Annotated in this window: 10 protein-coding genes; 2 read left to right on the forward strand and 8 right to left on the reverse strand. The window is 72.2% G+C overall.

Features of this window, described 5'->3' with window-relative positions:
- Window positions 1-14: 14 nt before the first annotated feature.
- From DWB77_RS15470 to DWB77_RS15480, 3 genes are all read right to left on the reverse strand, one after another.
- Window positions 15-1,151: an alpha/beta hydrolase gene (locus DWB77_RS15470; RefSeq protein ID WP_120721834.1), complete on the reverse strand. Its 1,137-nt coding sequence runs from the start codon at window positions 1,149-1,151 to the stop codon at window positions 15-17.
- Between the two features lie 130 nt (window positions 1,152-1,281).
- Window positions 1,282-1,962 carry a LuxR C-terminal-related transcriptional regulator gene (locus DWB77_RS15475; protein ID WP_120721835.1) on the reverse strand — a complete coding sequence of 227 codons (681 nt, stop codon included), beginning with the start codon at window positions 1,960-1,962 and terminating at the stop codon, window positions 1,282-1,284.
- Complete coding sequence (locus tag DWB77_RS15480; protein WP_120721836.1) at window positions 1,959-3,230, reverse strand: ATP-binding protein; 1,272 nt, start codon at window positions 3,228-3,230, stop codon at window positions 1,959-1,961. The genes DWB77_RS15475 and DWB77_RS15480 overlap by 4 nt, the downstream gene beginning before the upstream one ends.
- Window positions 3,231-3,508: 278 nt before the next feature.
- Between DWB77_RS15480 and DWB77_RS15485 the strand changes: the two genes are divergently transcribed.
- Entirely contained in the window at window positions 3,509-4,813 is a 1,305-nt protein-coding gene (locus DWB77_RS15485; RefSeq protein WP_120721837.1) for a PspC domain-containing protein, read from the forward strand.
- Window positions 4,814-4,969: 156 nt separating this feature from the next.
- Here DWB77_RS15485 and DWB77_RS15495 read toward each other — a convergent pair whose 3' ends face one another.
- The 4 genes from DWB77_RS15495 to guaA all read right to left on the reverse strand — a co-directional run bounded on the left by DWB77_RS15495 (window position 4,970) and on the right by guaA (window position 9,448).
- The gene (locus tag DWB77_RS15495) at window positions 4,970-5,488 is read right to left on the reverse strand and encodes a DoxX family protein (protein WP_120721839.1); all 519 of its coding nucleotides are present in this window, start codon (window positions 5,486-5,488) and stop codon (window positions 4,970-4,972) included.
- A 94-nt stretch (window positions 5,489-5,582) separates the two neighbouring features.
- Window positions 5,583-6,827 carry a hypothetical protein gene (locus DWB77_RS15500; protein ID WP_120721840.1) on the reverse strand — a complete coding sequence of 415 codons (1,245 nt, stop codon included), beginning with the start codon at window positions 6,825-6,827 and terminating at the stop codon, window positions 5,583-5,585.
- A gap of 120 nt (window positions 6,828-6,947) precedes the next feature.
- The gene (locus DWB77_RS15505; protein ID WP_120721841.1) at window positions 6,948-7,736 is read right to left on the reverse strand and encodes a class II aldolase/adducin family protein; all 789 of its coding nucleotides are present in this window, start codon (window positions 7,734-7,736) and stop codon (window positions 6,948-6,950) included.
- A gap of 122 nt (window positions 7,737-7,858) precedes the next feature.
- On the reverse strand, window positions 7,859-9,448 hold the full coding sequence (guaA, locus tag DWB77_RS15510; protein ID WP_120721842.1) for a glutamine-hydrolyzing GMP synthase: 1,590 nt from the start codon (window positions 9,446-9,448) through the stop codon (window positions 7,859-7,861).
- A 320-nt stretch (window positions 9,449-9,768) separates the two neighbouring features.
- On the opposite strand from guaA, the gene DWB77_RS15515 reads away from it, so the two are divergent.
- A complete protein-coding gene (locus DWB77_RS15515; protein ID WP_120721843.1) occupies window positions 9,769-10,056 on the forward strand; it encodes a chorismate mutase in 288 nt (95 codons plus the stop codon).
- 357 nt (window positions 10,057-10,413) lie between these two features.
- On the opposite strand, the gene DWB77_RS15520 is transcribed toward DWB77_RS15515, so the two are convergent.
- Window positions 10,414-11,646, reverse strand: coding sequence for a hypothetical protein (locus DWB77_RS15520; RefSeq protein ID WP_120721844.1), 1,233 nt, complete (start codon window positions 11,644-11,646; stop codon window positions 10,414-10,416).
- Between the last annotated feature and the right edge of the window lie 51 nt (window positions 11,647-11,697).

The following is an 11,697-nucleotide window of genomic DNA, read 5'->3' on the forward strand; positions in this document are numbered from 1 at the left end:
TAGGTGACGGAGCGTCAGACTCCTTGCTTGTCCGCCGCCTTGGCCCCCGCGCCCATTTCCCTGGTCAGCCAGCGGAAGACCTCCGGGACCTGGGACTTCCACACCGCGCTCGCGTGGCCGCCGCCGTTGAGCTTGACCACCGTCACCGCGGTGGGCGGCTTGGCGGCGGCCTTCAGGGCGAGCCCGTCGTTGTAGCCGTCGGTGCGTTCACCGGAGACGTACAGCGAGATGTGCGGCGGGGTCTTGGCGTGCTTGAGGATCCACAGGGGGTTGGACTCCTGGCGCAGCTTCGGGTCCTTCGCGGTGATCGAGTCCTTCTCGGCGGCCGGGTCGTTGTAGCCCGACAGGTCGACGCCGGCCCGGTAGCGGTCGGGGTGCTCGATGGCGAGCTTGGCCGCGCAGTGGGCACCCGCGGAGTATCCGGCGACGGCCCAGCCGTCGGCGCCGGTGGCGGCCCGGAAGTTGTCGGTGACCATCTTGCGGACGTCCACGCTCAGCCAGGTGTCCGCGTTGACGACACCGGGCACGTTCGCGCAGCCCGTGTCCTTGCCGCCCAGCAGGGTGGTGCGCGGCGAGACCAGGATGAACGGCGCGACCTCGCCCCGCTCCATCATCGGCGTGAGCTGCTCCTGCGCCTTCAGCGTGCCGAACCAGGCGCCTATCGACCCCGGGTAGCCGGGCAGCAGCTCGACCACGGGGAAGGTCTTGTCCCGGTACTCCGGGTCGTCGTACTGCGGCGGCAGCCAGACGGCGACATCGCCCTCCACCCCCGAGACCTGCCCCTTGAGCACGGTCTTCACGACGCCCTTGCCGACCTTGTTGGTGTACGGCTCGAACTGCTGCTTCACCTTGGGCTCGGACGCCGCGTTCCTGCCGCCGGTGCCGTCGGGACCGAGGTCGGGGGCAGCGTTGACGTGGTCGCCGCCGCCCAGCAGGTCACCCCAGGTGTCGTACAGGCCGTTGGCGTTGTTGACCAGGAGGAAGACCACGAGGATCGCGGTGACCTGGGCGAAGCCGAGCATGAGGAGCCGCGAGAGCCCGCGTACGAACGCCGGCCCGCCGATCCTGGTCCACAGGACGAGCGGCAACAACAGGGCAGCCGCGGCCGCGAGGATCGCGATCACGAGCAAGGGGGTACCGGTCAGGCTCATCACGCCACGGAAGAGGGCCGGCCTCGGGGACGAGTTGCCCGCTTTGCCATCGTTTTACCAAAGGAAGACGGGCTGTGGCCTTTACTTCTCACCCTGTCGCGCCCGGCGCCGACCCCAACCGGCGCGGGCCTCAGACGAGCCGCCGGGCCGTCGCCCAGCGGGTCAGCTCATGGCGGTTGGACAGCTGGAGCTTGCGCAGCACCGCCGAGACATGGGACTCGACCGTCTTGACGGAGATGAACAGTTGCTTGGCGATCTCCTTGTAGGCATAGCCCCGGGCGATGAGCCGCAGCACCTCGCGCTCGCGCTGGGTGAGGCGGTCCATGTCCTCGTCGACCGGCGGCGCGTCGGTGGAGGCGAACGCGTCCAGGACGAAGCCCGCGAGGCGCGGCGAGAACACCGCGTCGCCGTCCTGCACCCGGAAGATCGAGTCGACCAGGTCGGTGCCGGTGATCGTCTTGGTGACATAGCCGCGGGCGCCCCCGCGGATCACCCCGATCACGTCCTCCGCGGCGTCCGAGACGGAGAGCGCGAGGAAACGCACCGGGTTCTCGGCGTCGCCCATCATCGCCGCCGAGCGGCGCAGCACCTCGACGCCGCCGCCTCCGGGCAGATGGACGTCGAGCAGCACCACCTCGGGGCGGGTCGCGGTGATGACCGTGATCGCCTGGTCCACGTCGGCGGCCTCGCCGACCACCTCGACTCCGGTGGTCTCGGTCCGGCCGATCTCCGCCTGGACTCCGGTGCGGAACATCCGGTGGTCGTCGACGAGGACCACCCTCACGTGGCGGTCGGTCGTTTCCTCGGTCATCCCTGTGCCCTCTCCATCTCCAGCTCGACCTCCGTGCCCCCACCGGGCACCGAACGCAGCCTGGCCGTACCGCCGTTGCGCTGCATCCGGCCGATGATTGATTCTCGTACGCCCATCCGGTCGGCGGGCACCGCGTCCGGATCGAAGCCGGGGCCCCGGTCCCGTACGGAGACGAAGACCGTGCGGCCCTCGACCTCGGCGTACACCTGGACGGCGCCGCCCTCGCCACCGTACTTGGCCGCGTTCACCATTGCCTCGCGTGCGGCCTGCATCTGTGCGGACAGGCCGTCGTCCAGCGGGCAGTCGCCGACGACGACCACCTCCAGAGGGACGCCGTGCTTGTCCTCGACCTCGGCCGCCGCCTTCTTCACGGCCTCGGCGAGCGTCTCGGGTTCCTCTTCTCTTCCCGTGCCCTCCGGTTTGTAGAGCCAGGCGCGCAGTTCGCGCTCCTGGGCGCGCGCGAGGCGCCGCACCTCGCCTGCGCTCTCCGCGTTGCGCTGGATCAGGGTCAGGGTGTGCAGCACCGAGTCGTGTACGTGGGCGGCGACTTCGGCGCGCTCCTGGGCCCGGATGCGCATCAGGCGTTCCTCGGAGAGGTCCTGCGTCATGCGCACCAGGTAGGGCCCGGCGAGCAGGGCTATGCCGGCCAGCACCGCGATCGCCGCCGTCAGGACGTTGCCGAGCTGGGCGGCGGAGCCGTTGACCACCACGAAGCCGGTGAGGCCGGTGCCGACCAGGGCGACCCCGGCCAGACCCCGGGCCACCGGGAGCCACCGGCTGCGGCGGGCCCCCTCGGTCCAGCGGGCCCGGCGGGTGTTGTCGGCCTGGCGCCACACCAGGACGACACCGACGCCGATCAGGACGCTGGGGAAGATGTACGGGTTGGCCCAGCCGCCGACATCCACCTTGGAGGCGAAGATGGCGGCGCCGAAGAGCAGCGCGATCAACGCGACGACCTGCCCCTTGTCGGGCTTGCGCAGCCTGCGCCGGCCGTCCGGGCTGAGCTCGAACGCGGAGCGCTGCCCGGTCGTGCCGCCGAGCCCCAGCGGCACGAAGAACCAGAACACCGCGTAGAGCAGCGCCCCCAGGCCGTTGATCGAGAGCAGCCCCAGGAAGACCACCCGCACCCACACCACCGGCAGCCCGAGGTGTCCGGCGAGCCCGCGCGCGACCCCGCCGAGCAGCCGCCCCTCGGCGGAGCGGTACAGCTTGCGGACCGGCGCTTCGTCGGCCTCGGGCGACGACAGGCGGGGGGAGACGACTGGCATGCACCGATCGTCACACGTGCGCCCGACCCCGGGCATCAGGGTTGGCCCCCAGGCTTCCCTGAGGCGGCCCCCCTCGCAGGAGGGAGAGGGCCTCCCCCGCGCGAGGCGCCCCGCTCGCGTCCGGGTGGCCGCCGCCCTCCCCCGAAAAGTGGCCGCTCGCGCCCCCTCGGGGACGAAATCAGGGTGAGGCCAGGGTCGGGACGGGTGCCGTGTGCCGCATGGGCCCGTCACCATGGACGTATGAGCACGCCGACCCAGGTGGACGTACAGGTGGACGTATGAGTACGCCTGCCGATACGCCCCTCGCACCGCCCGACCCCGCGCCCGATCCGGCCCCCGAGGCCCCGCGGCTGCGCCGCAGCGCCCGCAACAAGGTCATCGGCGGGGTCTGCGGAGGCCTCGGGCGGTACTGCGACGTCGACCCGGTGATCTTCCGGATCACCCTCGGCGTGCTCTCCGTGACCGGCGGCCTCGGCCTGGTCTTCTACGGGTTCGCCTGGCTGCTGCTTCCGCTGGAGGACGAGGACGAGAACGAGGCACGCCGGCTGCTCACGGGCCGCGTCGAGGGCGCGGCCCTGGTGGCCGTCCTGATGGCGCTGGCCGGGTGCGGGATCTTCCTCACCATGTTGAAGAACGGGCCGGTGATGACGTTCGCGGTGCTGCTCGCCCTGCTGCTCGGGGGCGCCGCCGTGTGGTCGCTGCGCCGCTCCACCACTCCGCTGGACGCCCCGCTCGATCCGGTCGCGGCCCAGGCCGTCGCGGACGCGCCGCCGGAGACGAAGGCGCCGCCCGCGCCGTCCCCGCCGTCGTGGTGGCGGGACCCGATCGTCAAGGACGGCACCACCGGGCCGGTCGCCACCGGCTATCTGTGGGGGCCGGCCGACGCGGAGGCGCCGCCCACCGACAGGGCGTCGCGCAAGGCCGCGAAGGTCGCGGTGCGCGAGAGCCGGGGCCCGCGCTCCCTCGGCGGCCTCCTCTTCCTCCTGGCGCTGCTCGCCTTCGCCGCCGGGCTCGGCGACGGCTGGGACCACCGGCCGCTCGGCACCGGCCTGGAGATCGGGTTCGCGGCGGCGCTCGCGGTGTTCGGGCTCGGCCTGATGGTGAGCTCGCTCCGGGGGCGTACGGGCTTCGGCACGCTCTTCCTCGCGGTGCTCACCGCGGCGCTCCTTGCGGGCTCGGCCGCGCTGCCCAAGACCATCGACTCCCATTGGCAGCGCACCAGTTGGACGCCCGCCTCGATCGCGGAGGTGCGGCCCGGCTACGACCTGGGCACGGGCGTCGCCACCCTCGACCTGAGCCGGGTCGCCGTGCCGCCGGGCCAGACCCTGACGACCCGCGCGGAGGTCGGCGCGGGCCGCGCCAAGGTCGTCGTACCGAAGGACGTGACCGTGCGGGTGAGTTTCGACATGGGCCTCGGCGACATCCAGCTGCCGGGCGAGAAACCGGACGACATCCGGGTCTCACCGGACCAGAAACGGACCGCGACGCTCGCGCCACCGGTGGGCGCCGAACCGGCCGGCACGCTCGATCTGCGGCTCACGGTCGGCGTCGGCCAGGCGGAGGTGGACCGTGCCGCGTCATGAGTTCCGTCCGGGCCGGCTCGTCGCCGGGCTCGCCCTCGCGGCGACGGCCGTCCTGTTCGCGGGGGACGCGGCCGGGCGCTGGGACACACCCTCCTTGGTGGTGATCCCGCTGATCTGCGGCGGTCTCGGGGTGGCCTCGCTGGTGAGCTGGATCGACTACGGGGTGCGCAGACGGCGCCGCCGGACCAGGAGCGCGTCCGCGGAGAGCAGCGGTGTGCCGGCGAGCACGAGCGGGAGCCAGGCCATCAAATAGGCCAGGTCGTTGCCGTAGTAGTACGGGGTGGTCGTCCAGCTCACCGTGAGCCACAGGGAGAGCGAGATCAGCGCTCCGCCCAGGGCCGCGAGGCGTCCGAACAGGCCGAGCAGCGTGGCGAGGCCGACGGCCAGCTCGCCGAACGCGATGGCGTACCCGAATCCCGAGGGGCTCTTGAGGGCGAGGTCGACGAGGGCGGGGATCGCGGCGCTGTCCCGCACGCCGTGCATCAGCTCGCCGATGGATCCGGCTCCGGAGGCGTGGAAGAACGCGCTGTCCGTGAGCTTGTCCAGGCCCGCGTAGACGAAGGTCACGCCGAGGAAGATCCGCAGCGGCACCAGCGCGTAGGCGCGGGCCGTGGCCCGCAGGCCACCTCGGTGGTCCACCCCGCCCCGCACTCCGGTCGCATGTCCATGTGCCATGGCTGATCCCGCCTCCATCCGATGGGCCTGTCACCAGACGATACGGATGAGGGGAACGCGTGTCTCAATCCGACCCGGGTGGCGGGCGCCCCCTTCAGTCGGCGACCTCCACCAGGACGCCGTTGGTCTCCACGCCCGCCGCCGTCACCACCCGGATCTCCACCCGCCCGGCCTCCACGTCCACCGGCACCGGCACCGTCAGGACCCCGTCCGTGGGGTTCGCGAAGCCGCCCGGGACCGGGACCAGCGGGACGTGGACGTACACCGCGCCGATCCGCACCACCACGCGGGCCAGGCAGTCGGGGGTGCCCGCGCCCGGCGGCACGAACCCCGCGCCGCGGATCTCGATGTCGTCCCCGGTACGGATCGGCGCGTCCAGGTCCCCCGCCTCCCGCGCCCGTACGACGGAGAGCACCACCGGACGGCAGCCCTCCGCGTGTTTGCCCGCGAAGTACGTCACGGTGGAGACGAGGACCAGGGCCGCCAACCCCCAGGGCAGATCGGGGAGTTGCTCGGGATGGCGGGTCAGGCGCACCGCCGCGAAGAGGACCGCGACCAGCGTCACCACCACGTACTGGGCGTCCGCGAAGCTGCCCCGGCCCGCGTCGTCGGTCAGGAGGTCGGCGCCGCGCGGCCGGTCGGCCCGCAGCTTCTGCAACCGCTGGCCGTGGATGCGTACCGTCACCACGCGGCGGACCGTCACCGCGATCGTCGAGGTGAGGAAGACAGCCGTCAACAGGCCCGCGCACCGCGTCAGTTCGAGGCCGCGCAGGATCGTCTCGCGCTCGGTGTGGCCGGAGGCGGCGGCGAGCCGCAGGGCCAGGAACAGGGCGGCGAAGGCCGCGAACAGGACCCAGGTCGCCGCGACGGCGCGCGAGGTGGAGAGCCGGTTGTCCTCGCCGAGCACCGGTGCGAGGACCCCGCCGTGCGCGCGGTGGCGGTGGGCCGTCGCCGTCAGCAGGGCCGCCACGACGAGCGCGGACAGCAGCCCGGCGGTGCGGGCGGGCGTCCACCCGGTGCCGATGGCGGTGGCGGCCTCGGCGAGCGAGAGCGCGAACACCCCGCCCCAGAGCGTCACCAGGGTGGCCCGCCAGACGCGTTCGGGACGGGCGAGGCCCGCCTCGCGACAGCGTTCGGCGACCATCCGCGCGGACTCGGTCAGCTCGTCGGAGACCCACTGGCGCGAGGCTCCCGCGGAGTGGGCCAGGGCGACGGGCAGCCCCTCGCCCGCGGCGAGACCGTCCCGCTTGGCGAGGAACGCCGCCACCGCGCGCCGGTGATCGTCGCGCGCACCGTGCGCGCAGTCACCTCCGCATTGCCGAGCCTCCTGCACCGCCACGGGAACTCCGTCCTTGCGTCATGTCCCTTGAACCGTCAGGGAATTGTCGCGCACCGAAACCGCCCGGCGGTCGGTGCGGCCCGGCCCCGGGGGTGATTGACGCACCATCAAATTGACGTACTACGACAGAAGTTCGGGCTCCGCGCGGCTGATCCGGCGCCACAGCGGCTGGTAGTTGATCCACGCGACTAGATCACTGCCGAGCTGGTCCCGGGTCGCCACCGCGTCCCGCCGGTCGATGAGCACGGGCTTGCCCGCCGCCCGCGCCGCGAGCTGCACCTCGGCGCACCGCTCCATCGAGAGGAACCACCAGGCGGCCGCGTCCACCGAGTCCCCCACCGTGAGCAGCCCGTGGTTGCGCAGCACGACCGCCTTGCAGGAGCCGAGCGCCGCCGCGATCCGCCGGCCCTCCTCGGCGTCGACGATCACCCCGGTGTAGGCGTCGTACACCGCGTGGTCCTCGAAGAAGGCGCACGCCTCCTGGGTGTACGGCTCGACGAACTCGCCGAGGGCCGCGAGCGCCCGCCCGTACGTGGAGTGGGTATGGACCACGGCCACCGCGTCGGGGCGGGCCCGGTGCACAGCCGCGTGCACGGTGAACGCGGCCTGGTTGACGTGGTGGCCGCCCCGCACGACCTGTCCTTCGCCGTTGACCAGGATCAGCTCGCCCGCGGTGACGTGCGCGAACGGCACCCCGAACGGGTTCACCCAGTAGCAGTCGGGCAACTCCGGGTCGCGCGCGGTGACATGGCCCGACACCCCCTCCTCGAAGCCGAACCGGGCGAAGAGGCGCAGCGCGCCGGCCAGCCGCTCCTTGCGGTGCTGCCGCTCCTCGGCGGGGTCGTCGTGCACGGGCGGCAGATCGAACCGCAGCTGGTCCACCGGTATCGGCTCGGGCATCTCAGTCATGGCCGGAAGCTACCGCGCGTTCCCGCAGGTGAACAGAGTCGTGCGGCCCCCGGTGACAACGGCGACGGCGCCGCCCCCCGGGTGCGGGGACGGCGCCGTCGAGCGCTGCGGGCGGGTGGGGACTACTCCCACTCGATGGTGCCCGGCGGCTTGCTCGTCACGTCGAGGACGACGCGGTTGACGTCGGCGACCTCGTTGGTGATGCGGGTGGAGATCTTCGCGAGCACGTCGTACGGCATCCGCGTCCAGTCCGCCGTCATGGCGTCCTCGGAGGAGACCGGGCGCAGCACGATCGGGTGGCCGTAGGTGCGGCCGTCGCCCTGGACGCCCACCGAGCGCACATCGGCGAGCAGCACGACGGGGCACTGCCAGATCTCGCGGTCGAGCCCGGCCGCGGTCAGCTCCTCGCGGGCGATCGCGTCGGCCTCGCGCAGCAGGTCGAGACGGTCCTTGGTGACCTCGCCGACGATGCGGATGCCGAGGCCGGGGCCGGGGAAGGGCTGGCGCTGGACGATCTCGTCGGGCAGGCCGAGCTCCTGGCCGACCATGCGGACCTCGTCCTTGAACAGCTTGCGCAGCGGCTCGACGAGCTCGAACTCGATGTCGTCGGGCAGACCGCCCACGTTGTGGTGGGACTTGATGTTGGCGGTGCCGGTGCCGCCGCCGGACTCGACGACGTCCGGGTACAGGGTGCCCTGGACGAGGAAGGCGACCTCGGGGCCGTCCTCCTGGAGGATCTCCAGCTGGGCCTGCTCGAAGACGCGGATGAACTCGCGGCCGATGATCTTCCGCTTGGTCTCCGGGTCGGAGACGCCGGCGAGGGCGGTGAGGAATCGCTCCTGCGCGTCGACGACCTTCAGCTGGACGCCGGTGGCGGCCACGAAGTCCTTCTCGACCTGCTCGGTCTCGCCCTTGCGCATCAGGCCGTGGTCGACGTACACGCAGGTCAGCTGGGAGCCGATGGCCTTCTGTACGAGGGCCGCGGCGACCGCGGAGTCGACGCCGCCGGACAGGCCGCAGATCGCGCGCTTGGTGCCGACCTGCTCACGGATGAGGGCGACCTGCTCCTCGACCACGTTGTGCGTCGTCCACGTGGGCTCGATGCCCGCGCCGCGGTACAGGAAGTGCTCCAGGATCTGCTGGCCGTGCGTGGAGTGCAGCACCTCGGGGTGGTACTGGACGCCGTACAGCTTCTTCTCGTCGTTCTCGAAGGCGGCGACGGGGACGACGTCGGTGGAGGCCGTCACCGTGAAGCCCTCGGGGGCGGCGGAGCAGGCGTCGCCGTGCGACATCCACACCGACTGCTCGGCCGGGGTGCCCTCGAAGAGGGTGGAGCCGAGCTTGGAGACGGTCAGCGGGGTGCGGCCGTACTCGCGGGCCCCGTTGTCGTCGACCGTGCCGCCGAGCGTCGTCGCCATCAGCTGGAAGCCGTAGCACATGCCGAAGACGGGCACCCCGGCCTCGAAGATCGCGCGGTCCAGGCGCGGGGCGCCCTCGGCGTACACGGAGGACGGGCCGCCGGAAAGGATGATCGCCTTGGGGTTCTTGGCCAGCATCTCGGCCACGGGCATGCTGCTCGGGACGATCTCGCTGTAGACCCGGGCCTCGCGGACGCGGCGGGCGATGAGCTGGGCGTACTGCGCGCCGAAGTCGACAACCAGGACGACGTCCGGGTTGTTGTCGGGCGCGGCTGCGGAGGGTGCTGCTGGCACGGGAGGCGGCCTTCCGGCGGTGGTGGAGGGGGTCGGTATTGTCGATTCTACCGGGGCGCGCGGTCCGGGGTTCGTCTCACCATCCGAACCCGGATTGGCCCGCCCCTGGGGCGTCGGTCCATACTGGCGCCATGCTCACGCACCAGACCTTCGTCTTTACCTATGGCACCCGGCCCGCCGGGCGCCGTGGGTACGTCGGTTGTGCTGTGAGCCACTAGCAGACGACTTCCACTGAGCGCCCCGGGCCGACAAGGCCCGGGGCGCTCAGTCGTTTCCGGCCTTGCCGGTCCGGGGCGCCCCACTCTCCCGAGGAGCCCGCCATGAGCACGACCGTCACCGAGAAGACCGGCGCCCGCACCGACGAGGCGGCGGCGGTGATCACCGGAGCGCGCGAGCGCATCGACGCGCTCGACGACCGCATCATCGGCCTCATCCAGGAACGCATGGCCGTCTCCGCCGTCATCCAGGAGTCCCGCATCGCCTCCGGCGGCCGCCGGGTGAACCTGAACCGCGAGATGGAGGTCCTGGCCCACTTCAGCGACGCGCTCGGCAAGCCCGGCACCGGGCTCGCGATGAAGGTCCTGGAGCTGTGCCGGGGCCGCATCTGAGTTCGGGCGCTCCTCACCCGTACGGCGCCGTGACCGCTCCGGGCCCGGCTTCGTTGGTGGGGTGTCCGTGCCAGCCAGGGGCGGGCCCGAAGAATCCACGCGTGGCTCCACTGGGGCGTGTGACGCACCGCAAGTGCGTCGTGGGACCTCGTCCCGGTGTGCGTGACCGGACGGCAGGGGACAGCAGCCCGGTCACCCCTTAAAGGCGGTCGGTTCCGGGGACGCCCGGGGCCGGCCGCGTCGGGCCGAACGGTTTCCCCCCGCGGGGCGTCCCGGTCCCACCGAGCGGGGCGACCGGGGTCCTTTCGTCAGTCCGCGAGATATCTGTCAGCGGGATGTCTGCCCGCGGGAACTCTGTCAGCGGGACAGGACGTAGCAGGTCGCCGCGGGTGGCGCGTCGCCCTTCCAGTCGTCCTCTCCGGGTGTGGTGTACCAGAACATCTTCTCGTCGACGTTTTCTCCGGTCCATGCGGAAGGCGCGTCACGGTATGCCGCTCGGCACTCCCTGGCCGCCTGCCTCTGCGCCGCCGCGTGGCCGGGGTAGCCGCCGTCCGGGAGCACGGGGCGGGCGAGGATGCGGCCGTCGTGGGGGCGTTCGCAGTCGGCCTTGACCACGAGGGCCGTGTCGGTCATCCCGGTATGGAAGTCGACGCAGGCCCCTGGCTTGGTCTCGCGGAGCCGGACGATGGCCCCGGTCGCCGGGAGCACCTTGTCCGAGGCCGGTACGGCGCCCGGTGCCGAGGTGCCGTATCCGTCGAGGGTCAGCTTGATGCGCAGGTTCTGCACGGGGGCGAGCACGCTGTCGTCCCCCTTGGCGATGGCCTGCGAGACGTCGGTCTCGGCGGAGGTGATGCGGCCGTCCCGATCCACGGTCATGGTGAGGGGGTGCCGCACGTTGTTGACAGTGCCGGCGAGCCCTCCGGCGGGAACGGTCCCCGCCAGGAAGCCGCTGATGGACGGCCCGACCAGGAAGGCCCGGTAGCGGTGGCCGCCGTCCGGCAGCGCCTCGTCCTTGACGTCGGCGGTGGCCGCGAGGACTTCGAGCAGCGTGCCGCTGAACGGCGCCTGGTTGCCGCGCAGGGCGTTGGCGGCGAGGAGCGCGTATCCGTGCGGGTCCGCGGCGAGCGGGGTGGTTCCGCTGTAGCGCAGCCAGTAGTCCGCCGTCGCGGAGCGGTAGTCGAGGTTCTGGGGATCGATCACCAGGCGCGCCGTTCGGCCGTCCTGCCGACGGTGGGCGTCCACCGTTCCCAGCGCCTTCGCGGCCCCGTCCGGGAACCCCTCCGCCACGCTCCACCCGAGCGAACCGTCCGCGCGCCCGGCCGCGAAGTCCAGCTTGCCGCTGGTCTTCAGGACCGCGTCGCCCTCCTTCGCCGAGAAGGTGACGGTCTGGGTGAACGTCACGTTCTTCGCCGCCTCGGTCTGGCCGAGCGCCGCATAGGGGCGGTCGTCCAGACGCTTGGAGAAGACGGGGTGCGTGGGCGAGGCGGCGGCCGGGGCCCGTTTCGCGGCCGGGGCGGACGGACCGCAGGCGGTCAGCAGCAGCGCCCCCGACACTGCTACGACAGCGGTCCACGCGGTACGGAGTCCCATGTCAACTCCCTTTGCTGTGAAGCGGGTTGCGGGCATGTACGTCCGCCCCAA

It is taken from the genome of Streptomyces hundungensis (assembly GCF_003627815.1).
Classification (GTDB): domain Bacteria; phylum Actinomycetota; class Actinomycetes; order Streptomycetales; family Streptomycetaceae; genus Streptomyces; species Streptomyces hundungensis_A.